This window comes from Pustulibacterium marinum, from assembly GCF_900116665.1.
GTDB classification, from domain to species: domain Bacteria; phylum Bacteroidota; class Bacteroidia; order Flavobacteriales; family Flavobacteriaceae; genus Pustulibacterium; species Pustulibacterium marinum.
The window spans coordinates 156,427-182,714 of record NZ_FPBK01000007.1; the positions used below are offsets into that span (position 1 = coordinate 156,427).

General features: G+C 33.5%; 25 protein-coding genes, 1 tRNA gene and 1 pseudogene. 14 read left to right on the forward strand and 13 right to left on the reverse strand.

Annotation, left to right across the window (positions count from 1 at the left end; all coding sequences use genetic code 11):
- The first annotated feature begins 58 nt into the window (after positions 1-58).
- The 4 genes and pseudogenes from BM383_RS11090 (at position 59) to BM383_RS11105 (ending at position 3,275) form a co-directional block, all read left to right on the forward strand.
- Positions 59-952 (forward strand): annotated as a pseudogene (locus tag BM383_RS11090) (IS1595 family transposase).
- Positions 953-1,111: 159 nt separating this feature from the next.
- Positions 1,112-1,417: a hypothetical protein gene (locus tag BM383_RS11095; RefSeq protein WP_143106410.1), complete on the forward strand. Its 306-nt coding sequence runs from the start codon at positions 1,112-1,114 to the stop codon at positions 1,415-1,417.
- Positions 1,418-1,544: 127 nt separating this feature from the next.
- Positions 1,545-2,573 carry a serine hydrolase domain-containing protein gene (locus BM383_RS11100; RefSeq protein WP_093025201.1) on the forward strand — a complete coding sequence of 343 codons (1,029 nt, stop codon included), beginning with the start codon at positions 1,545-1,547 and terminating at the stop codon, positions 2,571-2,573.
- 36 nt (positions 2,574-2,609) lie between these two features.
- Positions 2,610-3,275, forward strand: a complete 666-nt coding sequence (locus BM383_RS11105; RefSeq protein ID WP_093025202.1) for a hypothetical protein — start codon at positions 2,610-2,612, stop codon at positions 3,273-3,275.
- A gap of 33 nt (positions 3,276-3,308) precedes the next feature.
- On the opposite strand, the gene BM383_RS11110 is transcribed toward BM383_RS11105, so the two are convergent.
- The 4 genes from BM383_RS11110 to BM383_RS11125 are packed head-to-tail and all read right to left on the reverse strand — an operon-like array spanning position 3,309 to position 6,120.
- Positions 3,309-3,896, reverse strand: coding sequence for a Maf family nucleotide pyrophosphatase (locus BM383_RS11110; protein ID WP_093025203.1), 588 nt, complete (start codon positions 3,894-3,896; stop codon positions 3,309-3,311).
- Positions 3,897-3,898: 2 nt separating this feature from the next.
- Entirely contained in the window at positions 3,899-4,822 is a 924-nt protein-coding gene (locus BM383_RS11115) for a geranylgeranylglycerol-phosphate geranylgeranyltransferase (RefSeq protein ID WP_177229110.1), read from the reverse strand.
- Positions 4,823-4,826: 4 nt separating this feature from the next.
- Positions 4,827-5,372 carry a KdsC family phosphatase gene (locus tag BM383_RS11120; protein WP_093025205.1) on the reverse strand — a complete coding sequence of 182 codons (546 nt, stop codon included), beginning with the start codon at positions 5,370-5,372 and terminating at the stop codon, positions 4,827-4,829.
- Complete coding sequence (locus BM383_RS11125) at positions 5,353-6,120, reverse strand: Rossmann-like and DUF2520 domain-containing protein (RefSeq protein WP_093025206.1); 768 nt, start codon at positions 6,118-6,120, stop codon at positions 5,353-5,355. Before BM383_RS11125 ends, BM383_RS11120 begins: the two co-directional genes overlap by 20 nt.
- Before the next feature lie 93 nt (positions 6,121-6,213).
- Here BM383_RS11125 and BM383_RS11130 point away from each other — a divergent pair, with 93 nt between their 5' ends.
- The 9 genes from BM383_RS11130 (at position 6,214) to BM383_RS11170 (ending at position 14,967) form a co-directional block, all read left to right on the forward strand.
- Positions 6,214-6,621 (forward strand): group III truncated hemoglobin, encoded by a 408-nt coding sequence (locus BM383_RS11130; RefSeq protein WP_093025207.1) that lies wholly within the window; start codon positions 6,214-6,216, stop codon positions 6,619-6,621.
- A gap of 119 nt (positions 6,622-6,740) precedes the next feature.
- Positions 6,741-9,920, forward strand: coding sequence for a cytochrome c biogenesis protein (ccsA, locus tag BM383_RS11135; protein WP_093025208.1), 3,180 nt, complete (start codon positions 6,741-6,743; stop codon positions 9,918-9,920).
- A 178-nt stretch (positions 9,921-10,098) separates the two neighbouring features.
- Complete coding sequence (locus tag BM383_RS11140) at positions 10,099-10,638, forward strand: glutathione peroxidase (RefSeq protein WP_093025209.1); 540 nt, start codon at positions 10,099-10,101, stop codon at positions 10,636-10,638.
- 10 nt (positions 10,639-10,648) lie between these two features.
- On the forward strand, positions 10,649-11,524 hold the full coding sequence (locus BM383_RS11145; protein ID WP_093025210.1) for a carbon-nitrogen hydrolase: 876 nt from the start codon (positions 10,649-10,651) through the stop codon (positions 11,522-11,524).
- Positions 11,525-11,529: 5 nt separating this feature from the next.
- Positions 11,530-11,904 (forward strand): hypothetical protein, encoded by a 375-nt coding sequence (locus BM383_RS11150; RefSeq protein ID WP_093025211.1) that lies wholly within the window; start codon positions 11,530-11,532, stop codon positions 11,902-11,904.
- 8 nt (positions 11,905-11,912) lie between these two features.
- Positions 11,913-12,950 carry an agmatine deiminase family protein gene (locus BM383_RS11155; protein ID WP_093025212.1) on the forward strand — a complete coding sequence of 346 codons (1,038 nt, stop codon included), beginning with the start codon at positions 11,913-11,915 and terminating at the stop codon, positions 12,948-12,950.
- A 6-nt stretch (positions 12,951-12,956) separates the two neighbouring features.
- A complete protein-coding gene (locus BM383_RS11160) occupies positions 12,957-14,102 on the forward strand; it encodes a trans-sulfuration enzyme family protein (protein WP_093025213.1) in 1,146 nt (381 codons plus the stop codon).
- Positions 14,103-14,107: 5 nt separating this feature from the next.
- On the forward strand, positions 14,108-14,824 hold the full coding sequence (gene bshB1, locus BM383_RS11165; RefSeq protein ID WP_093025214.1) for a bacillithiol biosynthesis deacetylase BshB1: 717 nt from the start codon (positions 14,108-14,110) through the stop codon (positions 14,822-14,824).
- A 67-nt stretch (positions 14,825-14,891) separates the two neighbouring features.
- Positions 14,892-14,967 (forward strand) — tRNA-His (locus BM383_RS11170).
- Positions 14,968-15,085: 118 nt separating this feature from the next.
- Here the strand turns inward: BM383_RS11170 and BM383_RS11175 are convergent.
- From BM383_RS11175 to BM383_RS11215, 9 genes are all read right to left on the reverse strand, one after another.
- Complete coding sequence (locus BM383_RS11175) at positions 15,086-16,660, reverse strand: M28 family peptidase (protein WP_093025215.1); 1,575 nt, start codon at positions 16,658-16,660, stop codon at positions 15,086-15,088.
- Between the two features lie 65 nt (positions 16,661-16,725).
- Positions 16,726-17,316 carry a pseudouridine synthase gene (locus tag BM383_RS11180; protein ID WP_093025216.1) on the reverse strand — a complete coding sequence of 197 codons (591 nt, stop codon included), beginning with the start codon at positions 17,314-17,316 and terminating at the stop codon, positions 16,726-16,728.
- 60 nt (positions 17,317-17,376) lie between these two features.
- Positions 17,377-17,814: a barstar family protein gene (locus BM383_RS11185; RefSeq protein WP_093025217.1), complete on the reverse strand. Its 438-nt coding sequence runs from the start codon at positions 17,812-17,814 to the stop codon at positions 17,377-17,379.
- 81 nt (positions 17,815-17,895) lie between these two features.
- Positions 17,896-18,462, reverse strand: coding sequence for a hypothetical protein (locus BM383_RS11190; RefSeq protein ID WP_093025218.1), 567 nt, complete (start codon positions 18,460-18,462; stop codon positions 17,896-17,898).
- Positions 18,463-18,585: 123 nt separating this feature from the next.
- Positions 18,586-19,482, reverse strand: coding sequence for an esterase-like activity of phytase family protein (locus BM383_RS11195; protein WP_093025219.1), 897 nt, complete (start codon positions 19,480-19,482; stop codon positions 18,586-18,588).
- Positions 19,483-19,601: 119 nt separating this feature from the next.
- Entirely contained in the window at positions 19,602-20,021 is a 420-nt protein-coding gene (locus tag BM383_RS11200) for a hypothetical protein (RefSeq protein ID WP_093025220.1), read from the reverse strand.
- Between the two features lie 553 nt (positions 20,022-20,574).
- Positions 20,575-22,362 carry a glycosyl hydrolase family 28 protein gene (locus tag BM383_RS11205; protein ID WP_093025221.1) on the reverse strand — a complete coding sequence of 596 codons (1,788 nt, stop codon included), beginning with the start codon at positions 22,360-22,362 and terminating at the stop codon, positions 20,575-20,577.
- A 336-nt stretch (positions 22,363-22,698) separates the two neighbouring features.
- Positions 22,699-23,838, reverse strand: coding sequence for an acyltransferase family protein (locus tag BM383_RS11210; RefSeq protein ID WP_093025222.1), 1,140 nt, complete (start codon positions 23,836-23,838; stop codon positions 22,699-22,701).
- 21 nt (positions 23,839-23,859) lie between these two features.
- A complete protein-coding gene (locus BM383_RS11215) occupies positions 23,860-24,609 on the reverse strand; it encodes a DeoR/GlpR family DNA-binding transcription regulator (RefSeq protein WP_093025223.1) in 750 nt (249 codons plus the stop codon).
- Between the two features lie 241 nt (positions 24,610-24,850).
- Here BM383_RS11215 and BM383_RS11220 point away from each other — a divergent pair, with 241 nt between their 5' ends.
- Entirely contained in the window at positions 24,851-25,711 is an 861-nt protein-coding gene (locus BM383_RS11220) for an AraC family transcriptional regulator (protein ID WP_093025224.1), read from the forward strand.
- The last annotated feature ends 577 nt before the right edge of the window (positions 25,712-26,288 follow it).

Sequence of the window (26,288 nt, forward strand, 5' to 3'; positions counted from 1 at the left end):
AATTTTAGAGGTCAGTAGATAATTTCATAACTTTAAGCTGAATAAATACAGGGATTTCATGGATATTTTTAAGGGGCAAAACCTTCTAGAGTTTGCTGAACGCTTCAATTCAGACTTGGATTGCAAAGAATATTTAGGTCAGATCAAGTGGAAGGATGGTTATTGTTGCCGTAAATGTGGCAATGGCAGCTATTAAGTCCGTAAGAACTTTTTCGAGGACTTGCAACAAATGTGGAGATACAGAGAGTCCAACAGCCAATACCATCTTTCACAGAGTTAGGTTTGGTGTGCGTACCGCTTTTTTTATCTGCTTTGAAATGGCAACTACCAGCAAGAGCTTATCAGCGACCCAAATGGGTGTTCGTTATGGCATAACAGAGAAAACGGCACATTTGTTTATGTTAAAGGTTAGGGAAGCTATGGGCTCGAGCGGAAACCATCCAATGGACGGCAATGTACAGGTCGATGAGTTTGTCCTTGGCGGATATGAGCAAAACAAAATAGGCCGCAGTTATAGCACAAAAAAAAAAAGGCCATTACAGCTGTAGAGTTTACTGACCAAGGTAAGGTAAAGCGTATGTATGTATTGAAAATCAGAGACTTTTCAGCACGCTCCCTTAAATATATATTCCTTAAACATATTGATAGAAAAGCCAAAGTAACCACCGATAAATGGAAAGGATACAGACCCATTGCCAAGGCTTATGACATCACCCAAGTAGATAGTGATAGGGGATTGAATTTTAAAGATTTGCATACTATGATTCACCAGATAAAATCTTGGATAAGGACAACCTATTCTTGGGTGAGCGAGTTCAACCTGAACCGATATTTCAATGAGTTTTGTTTTAGAATTAACCGCTCACAAACCAAAAACACAATATTCAATAATCTAATAACCAAAATGGTCGATAGTGATAAAGTTCATCAATCTGAAATTATATGTAGCTAACTACTGACCTCTATTGAATTTTTCTAATAAAATAAAGAATCTAAATGAGCAGCTTAATTTTATAGATCTAGAAATTGATGATCCTATAAAGTAACGAACGTAAAATATTCCAAAAATAGAGAAGAATTACTTGTTCTCACCCCAAATAAAATGGTACGTTTGAGTGCAGTTGATTTCTCAAAAATAGAAGAAATAAAAGACCATGATTTTCAAAATATAGAAGTTACTCCAAAAGGTAATTTCCTGCTTCATAATTATTTTGAACTTTTTATTTTTGAAAACACTTTAAAAGATATTAAGGCTGTTTCAGGTCCTTTAGATATGGATGATATTCAATTTTTGAATTGGAATAATAACTGTTTGAAATTTAGATATAATGAACTGGGTAATTGGAATAAACAGTTGATTATGGAGTATAACGAAGACACAAAAACTGTTCAATATAGTTTAGGTACTGTAATTTAAATGTTTTCCCCTTTACATTTATAACGTACTTTTTATGTATTGCGCTGAGAAATGATTTTTTCAGCGCAATTTTTTTATACATATTCTAAAAAGTTAGATATCTTTATCGGAATTAAATAAACTCCAAATGCCAGTTAAACGTAGTAAAACCATCTTTAGGATTGTTCTATTCATAGGAACGGCTATCTCCTTGTTTTTTGTTCCATGGACTATTCTATGGGCTTATTTTCAACCGCTGCCGACAACTGTACAGGAAGAAGTTAATCAATCAGTTGCCCAACATTTTGATGGAATGATTGTTTATATAGATCAAAAAGGAAAAGATCCAAAAACCTATACTGCAGGTTTTCACAATCGAGCACAAAAAATTCCAGCAAAACCGGATGCACTTTTCAAAATTGCTAGTATAGGAAAATTATATGTAGCTGTGAGTATCGCCAAGTTGACCAATGCCGGGAGTATTGATCTCAACAAAACCGTAGCTGATTATTTTCCTGAATACAAAAATCATATTGCTAACGCAGACAAAGCTCCTATTCGCCTTTTGGTACAACATCGAAGCGGAATTCCTAACTATACCAATTCCCAAGCATTTTGGGAACATCCTCCAAAGGACAAACAAGAAACCTTGAAGTTAATTTGGGATCAACCAGCTTCTTTTGAACCCGATGCAGATTACGAGTATAGCAATGTCAATTATTTACTCTTAAGCATGCTTATAGAAAAGGTTACAGGAATGTCTCGTTTCGCTTATTTTAAACAAGAAATTCTAGAACCATTAGAACTGCATCATACATATGAATCTATCAATACAGTAAATCTAGATGATGTAATGAGCGGATATTACGTAGGTTTTGAAGAAGATACCAAAACCAATAATTACTGTTCTCTCTTAGCAACTGCTGAAGATGTTGGAAAGTTTATAAGAGCTTTGAACGAAGGAACGGTTTTTAAAGCGGGTGAGCAGGCTATTTATAATGATTTGTACAAGTATGAACATACTGGGCTTGTGGTAGGGTATCAAAGTATTGCAAAATATCATAAAGATTTAGATGCTGTAGTAGTTCAATTTGTGAATACCACCAATTTTGACGGCTATACTTGGAACTTGGGAGAAATAGCATACAACAGAGTAGTGAGTTTGATAAAAAACTAGGTAACTAGCTAGTTTTTTCAAAAGCATATATTAAGAATGAATCATCCTTTTTATCAAAAAAATAAGAAAGAACAACTCAAATTTCAACTAACTATAGCCAGCATTGCATTACTTTGTGTGGCAGTAGGTTTTTTGTTAGCTTGGTTATTGTCTTTCTGGCTTCTAGCGTTTGTTATTTTCGTTATCGTAATTACACTTTTAGCACCTTTTATAGATACACCATCCATGGTGAAACAAGGACGGCTGACATACCATTCGCTATTTTTTCTTTCGGAAACTCCAAAAAATGGAGTGATTCAAATTCATGGAGGGACATTGTTTGATTACTATTTTGCGATACCTAAAGATATTCCGAAATCGAGTCGTAAGCGCTTTATTCTACAACAATATTTGGAAGGACTTTTGCAATTAATTGCTACCTATGAAGTTCAACCAGATAGTGATATCATTATTCGCGGCACGAGTTATATCATCAATACAAAAACAGCCGAAAAACTGGGTTTTCAATTAAAAAATACTGAAGGATTACAACAACTCATTTTGATATTTAATTATGCTCAAATTACGTGTGCCAATTCCCTAGCTAATGGAAAATTGACATTCCCAAAGGTTTCAAAAACCAAAACATTTGAAGCGTCTATTCAAGATTTGATTGCAAGAAAAGAAAGAATCAAGGAACTGAGTGAACGATTAAAGGGCTAATTTTTCGAATATCAGATTAATAATAATTTGAAATTACTGCGTAATCTCTTTCAATAATCGGTATAACTCATGTGTTGGTAATCCCACCACACTGTTATACGATCCGGTGATGGAAGTAATACCTACGTAACCAATCCATTCTTGAATTCCATAGGCGCCGGCTTTGTCAAAAGGTTTATAGTTGGTGATGTAAAAATCAATTTCTTCTGCTGTAAGTTCTCTAAAAGTTACTTCTGTTATAGTATTTGCTATGAATTGCTTTTCGGTAGAAGTTACACAAACAGAACTGATGACTTCATGAGTTTTTCCCGAAAGTGAACTGATCATTTCAAAGGCTTCTTTGGAGTCTTTCGGTTTTCCTAAAGCTTTATTTTTCAGCCATACAATGGTATCGGAAGTGATTAGAATTTCCTCTGCTTTTAAATCATTTTGTTGAGATGCTGCTTTCAGTTTTGCCAAATACGAAGTGATTTCCTCTTTTTGTAAATTTTCAGGATAAATTTCTTCAACCTCTTTTGTTCTTACTACAAAATTGATTCCTAAATCTTTCAGAAATTGATGTCTTCGTGGAGAATTGGAAGCAAGAACAACGGTATAATTTTTTAATATTTCGGCAAGCATGGTTATGCAGTTAAAACAAATTGAAAAATGATGTAAACTGAAGCAATTCCTGTAATCATAACTCCTTTCAAAAGATGTTTCAATAAGGTAAAATCTTTTTTCTTAGAAGCCATAAATGCCTTGATAGCTATAAAGATTAGTGGAGCTAAAATGGCAAGAATGCCGTAGTAAATAATGATGTCGAAACGATAAAGTTGAGTGTAAAGTAAAATAAAAACACTAGCGGCAACAGCAAGAGTTACTATGGCAACAACAATTCCGGTTCGTTTTAATCCTAAGGCTATGGGAATGGTTTGTATTTCTTGATTGTAATCACCATCTATATCTTCTGCATCTTTAACGATTTCTCGAAGAAAATTAATTAAAAATGCAAAACCAGCATAAATAAGCAGCTGTATGAAAATATATTTAGACATTTCCACGTAGGCATCATTGGCAATCATAATTGGCAAAATTGTAAAAACACCTACCATCAAAATACTTATGGCCGTTAGAAGTGAGATCAAGATATTGGAAACAATGATGATACTCTTAAATCTTGTTGCATAGAGGTAAAGCAATCCTGATGAAAATACAAAAATGATGGCGTAATTTGGTTGGCCTACTGCGTAAGAAAGGTAAAAACCTAGTATCATTCCTATGCAATTTAAAATAAGAAATAGGTTGAAAGCAGCCTTTTCTGAAATATGTTTTTTGATTACTACAGCATCTGGTCTATTGATCATATCTGCATCCACATCTTCAATATCGTTTATGATGTATCCGGCAGCTGCAATGCAAATAGTAGCCAATGATAATAACCAAAATTGCCAGTTGGTCATTGCCGTTTCTTGAAAATAATAATCAATCAAAAAATACTTAAACACAGCCTGTGTCACCAAAATGATCAGCAGGTTTGGCCAGCGAACTAGTTTTAAATACTGCATGCAATTAGGTAGTTGGGCCGTTGAACAAAGTAGCATCAAAATCTTTGTGCCATTTCCCTTGAACCTTCATTACTTGTTCAATAACATCACGTACACAACCTTCACCACCATTTTTGTGAGAAACATATTTGGCAACGTCTTTCACTTCCTTTACAGCATTTTGTGGACAAGCTGGTAAACCTACCATTTGCATTGGCGGCACATCTGGGATGTCATCGCCCATGTACAAAACGTTTTCTGGGTTTATGTTATAGATATCTAAGAATTCGTCTAATTTTTCCGTTTTGTGAAGCGTTCCCATGTAAATATCGGTGATACCCAATCCGCGTAAACGCTTGCGAACACCTTCATTATTTCCGCCAGAAATAATACAAATTGTATAGCCGTGATTCAAAGCATTTTTCAATGCATAACCATCTTTCACATCCATTTTTCTAAGTAATCCACCTTCAGAAGTAATTAAAAGGCTTCCATCTGTAAGTACGCCGTCTACGTCAAAAACAAAGGTGGTAATTTGGTTTAGGTATTCTTTATAGCTCTTTTCGCTCATAAGTTTTTAATATTGAAGTTGTAAATTGTTGGTATAAGTTTTTATAAGTTTCGTTGTCTAATAACGATAGATGTTTGTCTATAGTTTGTTGGTCATTTCGTCTTGCCGGACCTGTTTGTGCTTCTAGTGGTGATAAATACTGAAGTTTGTCTAGCGTTTCTTCCATTAATGGTTGAAATATTTGAAACGGAATATTTTTTTGATCACTGATGTCTTTCGTTATATGATATATGTGATTAACAAAGTTGCTCACAAAAACAGCAGCCAAATGAATGGTTTTACGTTGTTCTGAATCAATTTCGTATACAGAATGACTAATTGCAGTAGCCAAAGATTTTAAAGTTTCAAGATCATTTTCTTCATCTGCCTCAAGACAAAATGGGACTTTGGAAAGTGCTACTTTTTTATTTTTTGAAAAAGTCTGTAGTGGATAAAATACACCTCTTCTATTTTTTGATGGTAAATCTTGGAGACTTACACTTCCCGTAGTATGAACTACTAGTTTCTTTTCAAAAGGAAGTTGAGAAGCAATATCAATTACAGCATCATCAGAAACCGAAATTATATACACATCAGCTTCCTTAAGTTCTTCCAAAGAATGGCAAATAGGAACCTGAATATTTTTGTAATGCTCGGTTAATGGACTTCTACTATAAATTTGATGTAAATGAATGCTTTCACTTTGATAAAAAGCTTTACTTAAATGAAAAGCTACATTACCCGCTCCTATAATACTTACTGATATCATAGGGCAAAAATACAATTATTAAGGAGAACCAAAACAATTATAAATACTGATAAAAATCAAAATTTTCATAAGAAGAATATGTATCTTAGCATCATGGAAAAACGCGAAATAAACAATAGGGAAGACGTTGCAGTTTTGGTAAACACGTTCTACAAAGCCATCCGTAAAGATGCGTTTTTAGGACCTTATTTCACTGGAATGATAAGTAATTGGGAAACCCATTTGGCGCATTTGACCGACTTTTGGTGTGGACAATTGTTTTTTGATTCTGGTTACGAAGGCGATCCTATGGAGAAACATCGTAACGTAGATAAGTTTTTCTATCACAACATGAATGAAAACCATTTTAAAGCTTGGTTAGAAATTTGGTTGTCTGTCTTGGATTCTGAATTCAAAGGAGAAAATGCAGAGCTTCTAAAAAATAAAGCCACCAAAATGGCAAGTGCAATACATATGGATATGTATATGCATCGTAAGAAAAACGAAGAAGCTAAAGACTAATTTTAAGAGTTTTTCGCTAGCTAAACCACAAAAACATCCTATTTTTGCACATTGAAATATGAGCCATGATAAAAAGTAATTTCATGGCTACTTTTTTAACCAAAAAGTAACAACATACAATGTCAAACCCACTTTCCAAAGTTTTGTTCTCCACACGTTTAATGGCTGTTTTATTTGTAGTTTTTGCAATTTCCATGGCTACAGGAACCTTCGTAGAGAACTCTTATAATATTGAAACTGCCCGTATTTATATTTACAACACCTTATGGTTTGAAGCCATTATGGTGTTTTTTGCTATAAATTTTATGGGAAATATTGTGCGCTACCGTTTGCACAAAAAAGAAAAATGGTCGGTACTTTTACTACACTTGTCTTTTCTGTTTATCATCATTGGCGCCGGTATAACGCGTTATTTAGGAGATGAAGGCGTTTTACCTCTGCGAGAAGGTGAAACTGCAGATTTTTATCTTTCAGAAAGAACATATTTATCTGTTTTTGTTGACGGAAAAATTAATGGAGAAGACAGAAGAAAACCGTTGCAAGATGACTTTTTGTTTTCGGAATATGCAAATAATGATTTTACTTGGAAGTACGATTTTAACGGACAACCTTTTACCGTTGAATATGTAGATTTTGTACACGGTGCAAAAGAAGGTTTTGTGACTTCTGAAAATGGTGAAGAGTATTTAAAAATTGTAGAAGCTGGTGATGGTACGCGTCATGAACATTTTCTAAAAAATGGTACCGATGCCAATATTCATAACATTATATTTTCTTTGAACAAGCCTTCAAAAGGAGCTATAAATATTAGAACCACTGCAGAAGGGTATACTATTGAATCTCCGTTTGACGGTACTTTCATGAGAATGGCAGACCAAATGAAAGGAGAATTGATAAAAGATACCATTCAACCTTTAATGTTAAGATCGCTATATCAAGCTGCCGGAATGAGTTTTGTGATTCCAGATAGTTTAACAAGAGGTAATTATGATATTGTTCCAATACCTGATCAAGAAGTAACAAAGAACGATCAAGATATGCTAGAGGTAAAGGTAACTACCAATGGTGAATCTAGAAACGTTAAGTTGATGGGAGGAAAAGGTGTTATCAATGATCCTGAAACTATAAATCTGGGAGGACTTGATTTTCATTTATCTTTTGGGTCTATTCGCCAAAATCTTCCTTTCAGCGTGAAGTTAGATGATTTTATTGCTGAAAAATATCCGGGTACTGAAAAAAGTTATTCCTCTTATATGAGTAAAGTAACCGTGGAAGATGATAAGCCATTTGCCTATGATATTTACATGAATCATATTTTAGACTATAAGGGGTATCGTTTGTTTCAGTCATCGTTTATGCCAGATGAAAAAGGAACAATACTTTCTGTAAACCATGATGCCTTGGGAACTACCATTACCTATATTGGTTATTATTTATTATATGCTGGATTGTTGGCTATTATGTTTTTAGGAAAAACGCGTTTCAAAGATTTAGGTGAAAAACTTAAAAAGGTCATGAAAAAGCGTAAGTCTATGACCATGCTACTACTGCTTATGATTTCTTTGCCATCGATGGCTCAAGATGCGCATAATCATGTAGAGGGAGATGATCATGAGCATGAATTCAGAATGCCAACAGACCAAGAAGTGATGAATAATATTCATGCTACTACGGTGGATAAAGAGCATGCAGCTAAGTTTGGTGCTTTGGTTATTCAGGATGATGGAGGGCGTATGAAACCTGTGAATACTTTTGGTTCTGAATTATTGCGAAAACTTAGTGAGAAAAGTAAATACGAAGATTTGGATGCCAATCAAGTATTGTTATCCATGATGCAAAATCCTACGCCATGGTATCATGTTCCTTTTATTTTTATTGAAATTGAAAATGATAGTCTACATCATGTATTGGGTGTTGAAGAAGGTCTTCAGTATGTAAAAGCAATCGACTTTTTTGATGAACGTGGAAATTATAAGTTAGAACCATTTTTGGATGACGCTTATAATACCAATACGCCAAATCAATTTGAGAAAGAATATAAAAAGGTAGATTTAAAGTTAGCATTGTTGAACCGTGCTTTGAGTGGTGAAATTTTAAAAATCTATCCAATTCCAAACGATGAAAATAACAAATGGATTTCTAGAACAGATTTTATGGGAAATCCACAAGTGATTCAAGATTCATTATATACCAATTTTGTAAAGAACTCATTACCATATTATACTTCAATTCTTAGACAATCAAAGCTTAATGGAGATTATTCTGAAGCCGATAAAATGTTGGAAGCTTTTAAAAAGAATCAACATAATTATGGTAAAGAGGTAATGCCGACAGATGATGAAATACAAGCAGAATTAACCTATAACAAGTATAATGTTTTCCGTTTCCTATTCTTGTTTTACATGTTGGTTGGTACGGTATTGTTTGTGTTATTAATTACTCAAATTTTCAAGGATAATAAATGGATAAGAGGTTTTGTGACCTTCTTTAAATTAACCACCATCATCCTTTTCCTAATCCATACGGCTGGTTTAGCGGCTCGTTGGTACATTTCGGGTCACGCTCCTTGGAGTAATGCTTATGAAAGTATGATTTACGTAGGTTGGGCAACTATGGGAATTGGTTTAATGTTTTACAGAAAATCAGACCTTACGGTTGCGGCTACTGTTTTTGTTACCTGTATTATTTTAATGATTGCTCAAGGTAACTGGGTAGATCCTGAAATAGGAAATCTTCAACCAGTATTGAATAGTTATTGGTTAATGGTACACGTTGCTGTAATTGTTGCAAGTTATGGTCCATTTACCCTTAATTTCATATTAGGGTTGGTGACATTGCTACTGTATATTATCGGTACAAAAAAGGCAAAACCAAAAATAGAATTGGCCATTCAAGAGCTTACCATTATCAATGAGTTAGCAATGACCGTTGGTTTGGCTATGCTTACCATTGGGAACTTTTTAGGAGGTCAATGGGCAAATGAAAGCTGGGGACGCTACTGGGGTTGGGATCCTAAAGAAACCTGGGCTTTAATTAGTATTATGGTTTATGCTTTTGTAGTACACATGCGTTTAGTTCCTGGTTTACGAGGAAGATTTGCTTTCAATGTAGCAGCAGTTTATGCGTATGCAAGTATTATGATGACCTATTTTGGAGTGAATTTTTATCTCTCTGGATTACATAGTTATGCTAGCGGCCACCAAATAATTACACCAACTTTTGTTTGGATAACACTGAGTTGCATTACGGTTTTTGTAGTTTTTGCCTATTGGCGCTACAAAGTAACCTTTAAGAAATAATGAGAATCCCGCCTAGTGCGGGATTTTTTATATCATTTTTGTAATTTTAAAGACTGAACACATATACTTTTTCAGTTTTATAATTCATTTAATAAAGATTTTCAAAAAAGTGTTGTAGGTTGTACAACCAAACAGGGAATAGTATAATATTGCAGCCCAAAACTCAAATAAAAAAGTCATGAAAAATTTTTTCACAGTATTGATTCTACTTGTAAGTATGGCAACATTTGCGCAAGAGAAACAAACCATTTACCAGTTCAAGGTTGAAGATCTTTATGGTCGTCCTTTTGATTTTTCAAAACTGAAAGGAAAGAAAGTAATGATAGTGAATACCGCTTCAAAATGTGGATTAACGCCACAGTATGAAGATTTGGAAGCGTTGTATGAAATGTATAAAGAAGATAATTTTGTGATTGTAGGTTTTCCTGCAAATAATTTTGCTTCACAAGAACCAGGAACCAATGAAGAAATAGCTCAATTCTGTAAAGAAAATTATGGTGTTTCTTTTCCTATGATGAGTAAAATTTCAGTGAAAGGAAGTGATATGCACAAAGTATATCAATTTCTAACTCAAAAGAAAAAAAATGGTTTAGAAGATTCTGAAGTAGAATGGAATTTTCAGAAATATTTGATCAACGAAAAAGGCGAACTCGTAAAAGTAGTTAAGCCAAGAACATTACCAACAGATCCTGAAATTGTAGATTGGATTAAAAGCTAAGTAGAAAACTATGTCAAAAGTAAAAGTAGGTCTTGTACAAATGTCTTGTGTTGCAGACAAGCAACAGAATTTAGACAAGGCTATTGAAAAAATAAAAGAAGCAGCACAAAAAGGAGCTCAAATTATTTGTTTGCAAGAGTTGTTTACGTCATTGTATTTCTGTGATGTGGAAGAATATGATAATTTTTCACTGGCGGAAAGCATTCCTGGGCCATCAACAGACGCATTGTCGGCTGTGGCCAAAGAACATAATGTTGTAGTCATTGCTTCTTTGTTTGAAAAAAGAGCACAAGGATTATATCATAATACCACAGCAGTTTTAGACGCAGATGGCACCTATTTAGGTAAATACCGAAAAATGCACATTCCAGATGATCCTGCGTTCTATGAAAAATTTTATTTTACTCCGGGTGATTTAGGATACAAAGTTTTCAAAACTAAATATGCTACGCTGGGAGTTCTAATTTGTTGGGATCAATGGTATCCTGAAGCTTCTAGAATTACTTCTTTGATGGGAGCCGAAATCTTGTTTTATCCAACAGCTATTGGTTGGGCAACTTCTCAAGATAAAGAAACCAACGTAGAGCAATACAATGCTTGGCAAACCATTCAACGTAGTCACGCAGTGGCAAATGGTGTGCATGTGGTAAGTGTTAACAGAGTTGGTTTTGAGCAAGAAGGCGCTATGAAATTTTGGGGAGGTTCGTTTGTAGCCAATCCATTCGGAAGTATTATGTATCAAGCATCTCATGAAGATGAAGAAATTTCAGTAGTGGAATTAGATACTGCGAAATCTGATCAATATAGAACACATTGGCCTTTCTTAAGAGATCGAAGAATTGATTCGTACCAACCTATTACCAAACGTTTTATAGACGAAGACTAATCTTTATGGATTCTGAAATTCGATATTACAGGGAAAAGGAATTATTAGCTATAGAAGGAAAAATTTATACCACAGAACAAGGAAGAAAATATTTTGTGAAAAATATCTACAAGATTATAGGAGTGGGTATAGTATTTAGTTTTCTTGGAGCAAAATATAAAGGAAGATCGGGGTATAATGGTAGTGGACCTTTGCAGCCAAGTTTAGCGGAAGCTCTAGAACTTTCATACATTGAAACGGTTTTGCTAATAGCTTTTTTCTACACATTGGTTTGTTTTATAGCTCATTTTGCTTGGGAATATCAAGATAAAAAGAAGATAAAAAAATTAGAAAATCGAAGAAGAGAAATAGAAAACGAACTTGGTATAAAAGTTAATTAGTTATTTGAATGACACCAAAAGAATTAGGATATTATTTTCCGGCAGAATTTTATAAGCATCGCGCAACGTGGTTAAGCTGGCCGCATAAAGAAGCTTCCTGGCCGGGAAAAATAGATACTATTTACAAGCCGTACGCCCAATTTATTAAAGAATTGACCAAAGGAGAACGTGTTTGTATCAACGTTGCAGACGAGACTTTAAAACAGTTTGCTATTTCACAATTAGAAAAACAAGCGGTAGATCTTTCTAAAGTTGACTTTTTCATGAATCCAACCAACGATGCTTGGTGTCGCGATCATGGACCTGCATTTTTAATCAATCCAACTGCTGAGCAAAAGAAAGTGATTGTAGATTGGGGATTTAATGCTTGGGGAGATAAATATCCTCCGTATGATTTAGATGATGTGATTCCAACTCGAATAGGGAAGGAGTTAGATATCCCTGTTTTTCATCCGGGAATTGTGATGGAAGGTGGTTCTGTTGAATTCAATGGTAAAGGAACCTTGTTAACATCCACTTGTTGTTTGTTAAACGAAAATAGAAATCCACACTTAAATCAAGCTCAAATAGAACAGTTCTTAATTGATTATTACGGAGTAGAACACATTCTGTGGGTTGGAGAAGGAATTGTTGGTGACGATACCGATGGACATATTGATGATACCGTTCGTTTTGTGAATGAAGACACAGTTGTTACGGTTGTTGAAGAAAACAAATCAGATGAAAACTATCAATTGCTTCAAGATAATTTAAAACAATTAAAAACCATGCGTTTGCAAGATGGGAAGCAATTAAACATAGTAGAATTGCCAATGCCAGATGCTGTAGTGTATGAAGATACTCGTTTGCCTGCATCCTATGCAAACTTTTACATTGCTAATAAATCTGTGATTGTACCAACATACAGATGCAAAAACGACGAAAAAGCTTTAGAAATTCTTCAACAGTATTTTCCGGATAGGGAAGTAGTAGGAATTGATTCTACTGATATTATTTGGGGATTAGGAAGTTTTCATTGCTTAAGTCAACAAGAACCAGAAATTTAATTAATTATGAAATACAAAGGCTTTAATACAACATGTATTCACGCCGGAGAAATAGAAAATGATCCTTTTAAAGGAGCCGTTTCGCCATTATTTATGAGTACTTCGTATGCTTATGAAAATGTAGAAACCAAGAGATATCCAAGAGCTTTCAACACACCAAATCAGGAAGCACTTTGCAAAAAAATAGCAGCTTTAGAGCATACTGAAGCTGCTTTGCTTTTTGGTAGTGGTATGGGAGCTGTAAGTACGGCGCTTTTAGCTTTTTTACAGCCGGGAGATCATGTCGTTTTTCAGAAATCACTATATGGAGGAACGTTTGCCCTCACAGCAAATGTGTTTACCAAAATGGGGATTCAGTTTACTATGACTCCGGGTGTTTCAAAAGCAGATTTTGAAAATGCTATTACCGATAAAACAAAGATTATTTTCATAGAAACGCCATCCAACCCGTTGTTAACGTTGACAGACGTACAAATGGTGGCAGATTTAGCAAAGGATAAGGGATTAATTTCTATGATTGATAATACCTTTGCAACGCCAGTAAATCAAAATCCACATGATTTAGGAATTGATGTAGTGATTCACAGTGCTACAAAATATATGGGAGGACATTCCGATATTTTGGCGGGAGCCGTTTGTGCATCAAATGAATTGATGGCAACCATTCATTCTTATGGAATGAACATTGGCGCAAATTTGAGTGACTATACGGTTTGGTTGTTGGAAAGAAGTATCAAAACGCTAGGAATTCGGGTGAAAGCACAGAATGAAAATGCATTGGTTTTAGCTGAATATTTGGAGCAGCATGAATCTATTGAAAAGGTATATTATCCTGGATTGAAATCTCACCAAGATTATGAATTAGCTACAAAGCAAATGCGTGGTTTTGGGGGAATGATGAGCTTTGAGTTAAAAGAAGGATTAGATTCAGTAGCATTTGTAGAAGCGCTGGAAATTATAAAACCTTCCATGAGTTTGGCCGGAATAGAAAGTACCATTCTTTCTCCTGCAAAAACATCACATCAAGCAATGCCAAGAGAAGAACGACTAAAACAAGGAATATCAGATGAGTTGTTGCGCTTTTCTGTGGGAATTGAAGAAACTGAGGATCTTATAGCAGATCTTGAAAATGCATTTAAAAAAATAAAATAAAACACATGAAAGTAGATATATTGGCTTTTGGAGCACATCCAGATGATGTTGAATTGGGGTGTGCTGGTACTTTAGTCAAGGAAATTGCAGCTGGGAAGAAAGTAGCGATTGTAGATTTAACCCAAGGAGAGTTGGGAACAAGAGGTTCTGCAGAATTACGTATGATTGAGGCTGATAATGCAGCAAAAATTATGGGAGTTCATGCGCGTGAAAACCTCAAAATGGCAGATGGATTTTTTGTAAACGATAAAATACATCAGTTAGAAATCATCAAGATGGTACGTAAATATCAGCCTGAAATTGTGATTTGTAATGCGAAACGAGATCGACATATAGATCATGGAAAAGGGAGCAGTTTGGTAAGCGATGCTTGCTTTTTAAGTGGGTTACAAAAGATAGAAACTGAATTGGACGGTGAAGCCCAAGAAAAATGGCGTCCAAAAGTTGTGTATCATTACATGCAGTGGTATGATGACAGACCAGATTTTATTGTAGACGTTACAGGATTTTTAGATACAAAGATAGCAGCTATCAAAGCTTATAAATCTCAGTTTTATGATCCGAATAGTAAGGAGCCGGAAACACCCATAACGAGTAAAACTTTCTTTGATAGCTTAACATATAGAGCAGAAGATTTAGGTAGAATTGCAAATGTAAAATATGCAGAAGGCTTTACTACAGAACGTTACATAACCGTAGATAAAATAAGCGATTTGATTTAAAATATTTTTTAAAATATGTTTGGTGAAATAAAATAAAATCTACTATATTTGCATCCGCAATTGACACGGTGGTTGTAGCTCAGTTGGTTAGAGCGTCGGATTGTGGTTCCGAAGGTCGCCGGTTCGAGACCGGTCTTCCACCCAAAAAGCCTTTCAGATTTTTGAAAGGCTTTTTTTATGGAATTAAAAGTTGTATTTGTATAGATACAAAAAAATGCCTTCATGTTTATGAAGGCATTTTTCTTTTCAGGACAAGGATAATTATTCCTGTGTTTCGGCTTTGTCTGCAACGATTCTTTTTTCTTGATTGGCCAATTGCCAAGCGGTGTGGAAAACTAATTTAGCGCGTTCAGATAAAAGATCATATTGAATCTTATCTGGTGTGTCCGAAGCTTGGTGATAATCCTCGTGTGTACCATTAAAATAGAAAATAATAGGTACGTTATGCTTTGCAAAATTGTAATGGTCAGATCTGTAGTAAAAACGATTTGGATCGTCTGGGTCATCGTACTTATAATCCAATTCCATTTTTGTATATTCCTTATTCATGGCTTCGGAAATTTCACGAAGTTCAGTACTTAACTTATCGGAACCAATTACATACACATAGTTTCTGCTTCCTTTACGTTTTGGATCAGTTCTACCAATCATATCTATATTAAGGTCAGCAACGGTTTGTTCCATTGGAAATATAGGGTTTTCCGAATAGTATTCAGAGCCTAACAATCCTTTTTCTTCTCCAGTCACGTGGAGAAATACAATACTTCTTTTTGGACCTTCTCCTTGTAAAGCTGCTTGTTTAAAAGCTTCGGCGATTTCCATAACTGCAACCGTCCCAGAGCCATCATCATCTGCACCATTATAAACTAAACCAGATTTGTCCATTCCAATGTGGTCTAAGTGAGCAGAAATTACAATATATTCATCAGGTTTTTCAGAACCTTTTATGTAGGCTACTACATTTTCTGAATTTATATTTTGTGAATCTGATGCTATATTAATGCGTATAGTTTTTTCTACAGGCGTAAAAGCTGGAGCGTTTTCAATAGAATTAAGAAGTGAAGTTGCAATTTTTTTATTAATATAAAGACTTACAAAATGATCATCAGAACTTTTTAATTTTAATTCATCATTTCTGTTTTTCATCCTCTTGAAAGCTCGTTGAAGATCTTTGTAAATACCTTCATTATAATAGATAAAACCTACAGCTCCTTTTTCTTTAGCTATTTCAACTTTGGCACTAATTTCTTTTCTGAAATTTGACCAAATTCCAGGTTCTTTTGTACCGCTAATAACATAAGAACCGTCTTTGTTTACAGGTTCGCCACTTTTAACAAGCACTATTTTTCCTTTAACTTCTTGATTGTTATAATCTGAATAGTTTTCGGTGTCAATTCCATAACCTACATACACCAAATTTGATATTTCAGTATCTAATTTTTTTGGACCTTGAAACATGACAAAATCTTCTCCTATTTCGTATTTTTCGCGTCCTATCTGTATAGATCCGTACGGAACACTTTCATGAATCAACGGTACAGTTTGAAAATAGTTTTCACTCCCCTTTGCTGCCGGTATCCCTAGGTTAACATAATAATCTTTTATATAATTAACTGCTTTTTTCTGACCTTCTTCTCCAGTATTTCTACCTTCAAACTCATCACTAGCATAGGTGTAGAGCATTTCTTTTAATTCCTCTTGGGTAATAGATTTTGCGAAATCAGCAGGATGTCCTATACCTTCAAAGGTCTTAGTTTTTTTGGTATTGCTACTTTCTTTTGATCCACCACAAGCTATGATAAGTAAAGATGAAGTGAGATAAAATAATTTCTTCATATTTAAGATTTGAATGTTAATTTTCTCAAAGATATTTAAGTTTCTATATTTAGAATGTAAAAACTTTAAAAGTTTGATGAGATATTGTCTTTTTCTATAGCGATCACTTCACCAGGTAACAAATTTTTTAAAAGAATATTACCAATTCTAACTCTTACAAGTCTTAAGGTAGGAGTACCAACTGCAGAAGTCATTTTTCTAATTTGTCTAAACTTTCCTTCTGTAATAATGATGGATAACCACGTTGTTGGGCCGTGGCGCTCATCTCGTATTTTTTTACCTCTATCGGGAAGTTCTGGCGAAGTTTCAAGCAAAGTAACTTGGCAAGGTTTTGTTATATATTTTTTTCCGTTAAGGCCAATTGAAACGCCTTCTCTTAATTTTTGAACCTGATCGTGCGTAATAGCTCCATCGACTAATACATAATACTCTTTTTCAATTCCACTGGTGTTTACTGTATTGCTTAATTTTCCGTCTGTAGTAAGTAGTAGCAATCCTTCTGATTTCTCATCGAGTCTACCAATAGGCATAACGTCCTTTGGAATTGTTTCAATATCCTTTAAAAATTTCTTTTTACGAAGTTGGCGTTCATCATTGGAAGAAATTTGACTTATATATCCGTAAGGTTTGAAGAGTTTATAATGTTTATGTGCCATAAAAAAATAATGCCTTTGCAAATAAAATAGTTGCAAAGGCAATACACAATGTAATCTTGATTATTTTTTTTCTTTATCATTCCAGAAAAGATATTCTGGATGATCTAGTGGTTTGTAAAGTTTGAAATATTTATTATCCACTTGGGCTAAAACTGTAAAGTTGATATTTTCCTCTTCTTTAATTTTAGCTACTTCTGTCAAAACATTCAGCAAACCATAAATGTTTTTAAATGGTATTAAGTCCAAATGTTCAAAAACAAGAACGATTCCGGGATCTTCAATATCATACTCGAGAAGGCATTCTTTTAATGAATCAAAATTTTCTTCATAATATGACGGAAGATGTAATTTGCTTTTTAATTCAAAATGTAACTGACGAGTACTTGTAATTTCTTCTGTGTCAAATTCAATGATTTTATATTCTTGATCATCAAATTTATCGAATGCTTTGTCCAGCAATTTGGTATCATGGAACAAAATTATTCCTTGAGATTTCATTTTAACAATGGGTATTTAGATAAATTAAGAGTTCTAAAGTAGTAAAATTATCTAAATGTCCACCAAATGAATAATGAGAAATTAAAGTTTTTTCTTAATTTTTCTCGCAATCTTGTTATTTGTTGAATAAAGATAGATAATACCACATTGTCCCGATGAAAGATATGAATTATTCTTAAAGTTATTTTTTATAAGAACAGTATCTATAGTAGATTCCTTTATCATATTTAGAACAGGATTTGTATATGTATATTTCGTAGAATCTAAATCATAAGTTTGGTCTTTTACAACCATTTTAAATTCCATTTTGCAATTACATTCCTTTATCTTTTCTTGTTTGTCATTTAGCACTTCTTGACTTACCGCAAGAACGTCATCATCTTTTTTAACTTGATCTTCCCAAAAGTTATTAGAAGTTTCTCGATCTACAGGAACTTCTGATTCGGTATGAATTTTTTCTTTTATGAGTTCAATTTTGTTGGTTAAGTCTTGAGTATTTTCAAGTTGATTTAACCAATTTCGATTTTGATCATCGGGTATGCCCACTAAATCTTTTTTCGAAGTTTGTGAAAATGTTGTTTGAAACATTAAAAGAGGTATTAAAAATACCCCAATTTTTAAATTGGTAGTAAAATGATTCTTTTTCATAGCGATTTTTTCTTTTTCGTTACTAAAATATAACAAATAGAAAAGAAAAGCAGAAATTTTAATACAATTTATAAGTGTTTAAATGTTTAATAGGAAGTTAAATCTTACAAAATAAACTATAGCCTATAGAGTCAGTTTCAATAATAGCGTTTTTCGATCACTTTGTTCGTCAGATTCACAGGTTCTATCTCTTCCTGTATAGTTATCACTTACAAGGTAAATTTTACCAGTTTCATCAATGGTAATTCCCTCCATATTGGTGCTATATCCTTCTTCAAAATAGCTATTTATTTTGCTTGAGATATTATAGGAGATAAAATTTTTGTATTTATAATTGTTGTTATCGGGAAGTCCACTTTGATCGTTTAGCGATATTACGTCTATAGAATAATTCTTGAATTTTGTTCGTAATAAGTACAAGCTATTTTTTTGACTATCAAAAGCAATATCTGTATATCTATACATATTTCCAAGAGAAATATCAACACGTTTTTTTAACTTTAAACTTACACTGTTTTCTTTTTGAAGGATAGTATAACAATAAAGAATTGAAGTTTTATTTTTCCCAAATTCTTTAATTACATAGAGAATATTTTTTTCTGGATTAAGACATAGCCCTTCAATACCAAAATCTCTATTTCTGTTTTGTTCGGATTCTATACGCAATAATTTATGTGGTAATAAAAGATTGCTTTTGTTACTAACGTGATAGATAGAATTGTCTGTTTCATCAGCAAAGAAAAATCCATTTTCATAATTGCAATAGGCTTCAATGTCATATGATCTATCAGGATTTGCAAATGAAATCTCTTGGAATTCCTTGCCTGAATCTTTGTCAATTTTAAAAAAGCTAGTACAGGTTTCTGACATCAAATATATGGTGTCTCTGTAACTGTCAATAGAAGAAAATTCATAGGGTTTATGAAGTTTATCTTCTAATTTAATGTTCTCAATTTTTTGAGCACATATGGTTGTCGTAATTAAAGAGGTGCAGGTAAAAATAAGTAGTTTTAGTTTCATAGTAGTGAGTTTTTAGTTGTTAATTCTTATGAGATTTTACGGGAAATTTCTTAAATATACTCAAAAACTATTAAAACCCTTTTTGATTTTTATCTATTTAATGTAAACTTAATAATCTTTTATAAAAACATGTTTAAGCTAAATTTAAAAAGAAACTGTTTTACAGAAAATCTGGAGTGTAAAGGTATGTTTTTCGTTTTATAAGTTAATTGTAGTTCCTCTTCCAGTTCTTTTGTATTAGAAAATGAAAACTCCTCAAGAATACAGATGTAGCTGATGTCGCTTTTGGTACTAAAAAATTTTACGCCTTTTGTAAATGCATTCGATCTATCTTTTTCAGATCTGTAAATGATGTTTACTTTTGACTTCAAATTGTTGTCAATTGTAAAAGCTTTTAATTCAGAAGGAATCGTTTTTGCAATTGATGGCACAACGAAGCATAATTCATAATCATCGTCAGTAGTTAAAAATTGCTCTATTATACTTGTATTGAATGAATCTTTTACTTTTTCCCATGGGATTATAACACCTGCTTTCATAATTTTTTATTTAATAGATTTACTATAAAAGTAGATCTAACATTGTATTCTATTCGTCTATTTTCGGTAGAGTAACTTTTCGTATAGTTGAATGGCAAAATTGAGAGGATATGACTACTTTAAGTATAGAACTGCTTGGGAAGATTAAAAGCGTAGTACTTATAGTTTCTTGGTTTAAGAAAGATATGAGTTATATGTGCATGGTATGTATACGCGACTACGTTAAGGTATCAAATATTCGGATTGAGTTTTATTACCTATGCAATGTGTAATAAAATATGGAAAGGTTATAAGACCTCGTATTAATAAGAATAGAGAAAGTCTTTGTTGAGCGTAGCAGAAATCTTTATATACCTCCAAGAGATTTGTTATGGGAAAAGGTACTCTTGGAGATTATTTTTTATTCGATAGCATGTAAGATAATGCTTTCAATATTTTTGAATAGATAGGTTCGTTATGCTCTCTCATTAGTAACAATTTCATCAAACTATAGTAGCAACTTATTATTTTTTAATCTATAAGTGTTTTTTGATGAAATAGGATTCTAAGAAACTTATTTTTCTCTTACAATAGCTGGTCTTGCATCCTTTGGGCTTACGGTTTGACTGCAGTTTACAAAATTGATACCTTCTGCATATCTAATATAATATCCCCAAGCCGGAAGCATACCGAAAACACTGTATTCAGGATAGTTTCCTTTGTACTCACCGGGTGTATTTGGGATGGTGGTAGCTCCGCCTTTAAATGAATGAACTTTTACGTTATCAAAAGTAACATTCTTTATTTTGTGGATATTTCCATCTAAGTTGATACCGCTGATACAACTCCCAATTTGGTCAGTAATATTTCTGAAATCTAGATTAGAAAATGTAATCGTATTCATAGACCCAATTTTTGCAGGCGCATCTGAAGGTCTATGGCTTCTTTTTCCGGCAGAATGTAATAGGAAAAAAGCATTAGCGGAAGTTTGTAGATTGATCCTATCAAAAGTGATGTTAGAGAAATCGGCTCCATCCAATCCCTGAAGAGAAATGGCGCATAGGCCTGCTCTTCCAGATCCATTGATAGCGATATCCTGAAGTAAACAATTAGTGAAAGATCCGTAAGTTAAAGTACCAAACTTTATTTTATTGCCTGTGGTGCCATTTATAGTTACATTTTTAATAGTCATATGATCAACCCCTTTTGTGGAGCCGCTTTTAGGGCAAATGGCATCATCTTGACATAAAATAGTACTATTGGTAATGGTTACATGGTGGGAATCACAAATATCAATTCCATCTTTATTGACTCCGTAAGCAGAGGTATTTATATTAATTCCGTCTACATGTACACTATCACATTCCAAAATCACAAAGTCCCACATAGCACTGTTTACGATGTCTATATTAGCCACTTTTACTTTTTTGGAATACGCAACATACAAGGCCATAGGTCTTAGAATTTCATCTTTGGTGTGATCCCAAATGGAGCAATCTCCATTACCATCAATGGTACCACCACCGGTAATGATTAAATTGTCTGCATCTTCTGCATATACAAAAGCTTCTTTCAACTCCCATCCACCACCGCCTAGAACTCCGTCTAACCAAATATTTGCATTATCAGCATGTTGAGTGATTGAGGGATAAAGAGCATTATCTTGTATGCCTTTCAATACGGCAGATTCATCAATCCATAGGGTCATGTTCGATTTCAGTTTTATTTGCCCCGACATGAAAATTCCGTTAGACAGTATTACGGAACCACCAGTAGTACAGGCATCAATGGCTGCTTGAATGGCTTCGGTATCATTTGTCTTTCCATCACCTTTTGCACCATAATTTTTTACATCGTAGTGTTTTCCATCAGGACTGCAAATTCCATTGTCATTGGAGATGGCAATATTGTCTATGTGTAGACGGCCATTTGAGCTGTTTGATTTCAGTTGGATTGTATTAGTACCAGCTTGTAAGGGGATAGTAACTCGTTTCATCCAATAATAATTCCAGTCATCAAAATGAGATGAAAAGGTTAAAGTATCTATAGTGATGCCATTTACAATTAGTTGATAAGAAAGATTTTTACCACTTGCATTTGCATATTTAATTAAGAGCGTGTGATTTCCCTTGGTGGTACTACGTATATTATCCCATTCTACAAATGATCCGTTGCTTCCCATTTCAAGATAACCAGTTCCTATATATGGAAAATTAGTTGTGCTCACTGTACAGCTAGGAGATTTAGCTGTGTAGTTTTCGCCTTCATAATAAGAGGTGTTAAAAGAGGTTATATCTTGAGCATGTATGAACCCAAATAGTAATAGAAATATTAGCGATAAATTGAGTTGGTGAAGTTTCATAAGTTGGTTTGTTAATATCTTTATTTTTAATACTAAAAGAGTTTATTGCAAAATAGCCGATTTTAATGCTAAAGTATTTAGTTCTTATGTTTCATTATTTGTTCAAATTGTTTCAATCTTTTAATCTTATTCATTCCTACGGGGAGTAGAAATTGGAATTGATGAAATATGAAATGATTTGTATGTTTTTTGATAGAATAAATAATCTTTTTTAACCGAATCTAAGGAAATGTTATTGTATGATGTCTTATATTTAAAATACAGTTTACGTTTCTCTACTAGTTGTTGGTCAAGAGGATTGTACAGTTCTGCTAATAACATTTTTAAGTATTCATGTTATTTTGTTTTAGAATGAAGTATTTTTTTAGTGAGCCATTTTCTTATGGGAATATCAAAGTATTGTAATGCAACATAAGCAGTTATAATAGAAATTAATAAAACAGCGATGGCTGTTGGCCAAGCATTTTCTAAAGTAATGTTGTGGTTTATTACCCAGGCATAAAACACATACACAATAGGAAAGTGGGTTATATATAGCGGATACGATAGGTCTCCCAAGAACTTAGATAGCTTCAAGGTAGTTGTTGGTTTATGGGTACTATTAGCCCCTAATAACAGAATTATAGGAAACACAATAACAATAGCTATGATATCATACAAACTATTCATCCATAAATCTGAGTGACCTCCCAATCTTGGAAAGACAAGTACAGCTATTAATAAAAAGGCACACACAAAGAAGTTACCAGATATAGTTTTTTTGAGTCCAGTTCTACACAATAAAATACCAGCTAGAAATGGAAATAATAAACGTGCAAAACCAATATGAAGTTGTTCGACGCTTAAAGACCAACCACCAATAATATCTCCACTACTACTAGTAAATGCTAAATGAATTAATAGCCCGCCTGCAATCAATGTAAGTACTGTTAGTACCTTGTTATTTAATTTTCTTAATACTAAGGCGTATAGGATGTTGGCAATATATTCAAAAAATAGAGACCATGCCGGACCATTTAAAGGGTACATCTCTTGCCATCCTCTAATATCCATACTAAGTGGTACCGGAATTAAAAACCAGCCTAAGATCATAATGAGTATCACTTTCCACACAGGGGTATTGTGTACTATAGGAAATAAATTGGCGGCATCACTAAAATAAAACAAGAGTGCTCCTAAAGTCATTCCCGAAATTATCATGGGTTGTAATCGGATGATACGTCTTTGAAAAAAGCTTTTTAAGTTCATGGAGTTCCAACGATCATCATAGGCATGAGCAATTACAAAACCGGAGAGCATAAAGAAGAAATCTACTGCTAAATAGCCGTGATTCAATAATTGCTTTGTATGGTCTCCATTTGAAAAGATTTCAAGTATATGAAATAATACCACAATAATAGCGGCCACCCCTCGTAAACCGTCTAATATTTCAAAGTGTTGCTTCGTGTCTTTAAATATGGTTGTCTGTGAATTCATAGAGCGAGATTATATTTGTAATTAATAGATGAGAGCATTTTGATCCGTATAAGGTAATAAAGCGATATTATCAGATGAGAGTTCTGTGATCAAGGCAAATACTTCATCCATATCACAAACTTTAAAAGGTTGTTGTGTCCCCAGTTTATCAGCAGTAGCGGTAACAATTGTTTTTTTTGCAAACAAGCGCATCATTCTTTTTAAGTTAGCCTCCTCTTTGTGAGTTGATGTGATGCCGTAGGTACTATCCAGAGCACAAGGACTTAAAAAAAAGAAATCTGCCACATAATTAGATACATCGTCCATGGTTTGCATACTAAATATGCTTTGCGTATCTGAATGGTATGTACCTCCCACTAATAATACCTCAATAGTTGATTTAGTATCTAATATAGGAATTAATGCTACATTATGGGTAATGATACGAAGCTGAAGATGATCTGGTATTTGAGAAGCAATGAAGGTATTTGTACTGCCGGAATCCATAAAGATGGTAGCTCCATCGAATAAAAAAGGAATCACTTTTTGGGCAATGATTTCTTTTTGTTGTTGCTGTGTAATATAGCGTTCTTCATAAGTGCTCGAGGTATTGGGAATTTTATGAATACCAGATGCTGTGCTATAAGCAATTTGGTTTTCCGATAAAAAAGCACAATCCTTTTCTAAATCTAATTCGGATATCGAAAATCGTTCGATGATGTCCGTAAAGGAAATGAAGAACTTTTCCTCTAAGGTATTGATAATGGATCGTAAACGAATTTGTCTATTCATTAGCTTAATATCAAATTATATAGGATATGATGTGATAACTGCTCTTTTTCAAGAGCAGTTTCAAACAAATAAAGCAACCTTTTCTTGGATATGATTGGTTACAAATGGATGCAACAATAATGGTAGTTGCCACAACTTTTAATGCACACAAATGTATTCAAGAGACTAAGTTTCTAATTGTTGGTTATTTTTTAATTATTGTTGTATATTTTTGCAATAGTATTATTTTTAATTATAGTTTATGAAAAAATTAAAATATAGTATTATACCTCAAAGTGAAACAAGTTCTTTTTTCTTTGATCATGTACACATTTCTCCATCGGATCAAATTGCATTTCATCAGCATGAAGAATTGGAAATATCGTATATTTTGAAGGGACAGGGAACCCGTGTCATAGGGGATAAAATGGAACGTTTTTCTCAAGGAGAGGTTATTTTTATCCCCTCCAATGTTCCGCATTGTTGGTCTTTTGATGCAGACAAAGTAGACGATGAAGGGAAAATAGAAAATATAACACTTATTATTCATAAAGAGGTGCTGGAACGTCTAGCACTTAATTTCCCGGAATGTGTGTTAAGTATTAGGACACTTTTAGATATTCGTACAGGATTGTCGTTATCACTCGCGGCTATAGAAAAGGTGCAATTCCTTTTAAGACGTATGGTTAAGGAGAACGATTTGGAGCGTTTAAGTTCGTTATTATTGATTGTGCAAGCTATTGCTACTACTGCTCATGTACATCGAGAAGTTGGTGATGCCATCCATAAAAAAAATTCTTCAAATAAATTGCATCTTATTCACCGATATGTCATGCATAATTTTCAAAGACATATGACCATAGAAGAAGTTGCGAGTACTGTGCAAATGAGTAAATCTTCATTTTGTATTTTTTTTAAACGAGAAGTAGGGATGACTTTTATTACATTTTTAAACGAATTTAGAGTGAAATCTGCCTGTAAAATGTTGAATGAAACTGATAGGAGTATAGCAGAAATATGTTATGCAGTTGGATTTACAGATATACCTCATTTTAACCGAACATTTAAAAAAGTACTAGGTGGTACGCCTACAGAGTTTAGAAGGCGAATTTTAAAGGTATAATTGCAATTAATTCTAAAACTTCATTTAAGTATGACGTTATGATATATTCAATGATTATGTTTTTTTTATAAGTTGATAACTTACAATTAGTGATAAACATAATTTCTTTCGGAAGAACTTTTTTACTTATTCCTTTTCTATCAGTTTGATTGTAGTGATAAAAGTTTGTTGGTTAACTACTCTTTTTTATTTGTTCTAACCAAAATTGCTATATAATCGTATCTAAAAATGACCTCTCAAATGATGTTATATTGAATAGAATCGTAGAGAAGTGTATTAGTATGTAACCTATAAAGAATATTATATACTATTAAATCTATTGAAGAGCTCCGTTTAGGAGTTCTTTTTAGTTTTAAATGCCACCAAATGAGTCTGAAAAATGTTAAAGTTTAAACTTTAACAGTGTGTTGTACCTATGTTGTACCCAAGAAATAAAGTCCATAAAAAAAGGCCTTCGATTTCTCGAAAGCCTTGATTTTACTAGTAGCGAAGACGGGATTTTCATTCGCTCTATTCTCGTTTCAGATGGTCTAGTTATCAGTACAGTATATTTTTTAAAAAGCCATAAAAACACCTC

Coding starts and splice junctions, on each gene's coding strand:
- BM383_RS11100 (WP_093025201.1), top strand. CDS start 1,545: ATGCCAGTTAAACGTAGTAAAACCATCTTTAGGATTGTTCTATTCATA.
- BM383_RS11105 (WP_093025202.1), top strand. CDS start 2,610: ATGAATCATCCTTTTTATCAAAAAAATAAGAAAGAACAACTCAAATTT.
- BM383_RS11110 (WP_093025203.1), bottom strand. CDS start 3,896: ATGCTTGCCGAAATATTAAAAAATTATACCGTTGTTCTTGCTTCCAAT.
- BM383_RS11115 (WP_177229110.1), bottom strand. CDS start 4,822: ATGCAGTATTTAAAACTAGTTCGCTGGCCAAACCTGCTGATCATTTTG.
- BM383_RS11120 (WP_093025205.1), bottom strand. CDS start 5,372: ATGAGCGAAAAGAGCTATAAAGAATACCTAAACCAAATTACCACCTTT.
- BM383_RS11125 (WP_093025206.1), bottom strand. CDS start 6,120: ATGATATCAGTAAGTATTATAGGAGCGGGTAATGTAGCTTTTCATTTA.
- BM383_RS11130 (WP_093025207.1), top strand. CDS start 6,214: ATGGAAAAACGCGAAATAAACAATAGGGAAGACGTTGCAGTTTTGGTA.
- ccsA (WP_093025208.1), top strand. CDS start 6,741: ATGTCAAACCCACTTTCCAAAGTTTTGTTCTCCACACGTTTAATGGCT.
- BM383_RS11140 (WP_093025209.1), top strand. CDS start 10,099: ATGAAAAATTTTTTCACAGTATTGATTCTACTTGTAAGTATGGCAACA.
- BM383_RS11145 (WP_093025210.1), top strand. CDS start 10,649: ATGTCAAAAGTAAAAGTAGGTCTTGTACAAATGTCTTGTGTTGCAGAC.
- BM383_RS11150 (WP_093025211.1), top strand. CDS start 11,530: ATGGATTCTGAAATTCGATATTACAGGGAAAAGGAATTATTAGCTATA.
- BM383_RS11155 (WP_093025212.1), top strand. CDS start 11,913: ATGACACCAAAAGAATTAGGATATTATTTTCCGGCAGAATTTTATAAG.
- BM383_RS11160 (WP_093025213.1), top strand. CDS start 12,957: ATGAAATACAAAGGCTTTAATACAACATGTATTCACGCCGGAGAAATA.
- bshB1 (WP_093025214.1), top strand. CDS start 14,108: ATGAAAGTAGATATATTGGCTTTTGGAGCACATCCAGATGATGTTGAA.
- BM383_RS11175 (WP_093025215.1), bottom strand. CDS start 16,660: ATGAAGAAATTATTTTATCTCACTTCATCTTTACTTATCATAGCTTGT.
- BM383_RS11180 (WP_093025216.1), bottom strand. CDS start 17,316: ATGGCACATAAACATTATAAACTCTTCAAACCTTACGGATATATAAGT.
- BM383_RS11185 (WP_093025217.1), bottom strand. CDS start 17,814: ATGAAATCTCAAGGAATAATTTTGTTCCATGATACCAAATTGCTGGAC.
- BM383_RS11190 (WP_093025218.1), bottom strand. CDS start 18,462: ATGAAAAAGAATCATTTTACTACCAATTTAAAAATTGGGGTATTTTTA.
- BM383_RS11195 (WP_093025219.1), bottom strand. CDS start 19,482: ATGAAACTAAAACTACTTATTTTTACCTGCACCTCTTTAATTACGACA.
- BM383_RS11200 (WP_093025220.1), bottom strand. CDS start 20,021: ATGAAAGCAGGTGTTATAATCCCATGGGAAAAAGTAAAAGATTCATTC.
- BM383_RS11205 (WP_093025221.1), bottom strand. CDS start 22,362: ATGAAACTTCACCAACTCAATTTATCGCTAATATTTCTATTACTATTT.
- BM383_RS11210 (WP_093025222.1), bottom strand. CDS start 23,838: ATGAATTCACAGACAACCATATTTAAAGACACGAAGCAACACTTTGAA.
- BM383_RS11215 (WP_093025223.1), bottom strand. CDS start 24,609: ATGAATAGACAAATTCGTTTACGATCCATTATCAATACCTTAGAGGAA.
- BM383_RS11220 (WP_093025224.1), top strand. CDS start 24,851: ATGAAAAAATTAAAATATAGTATTATACCTCAAAGTGAAACAAGTTCT.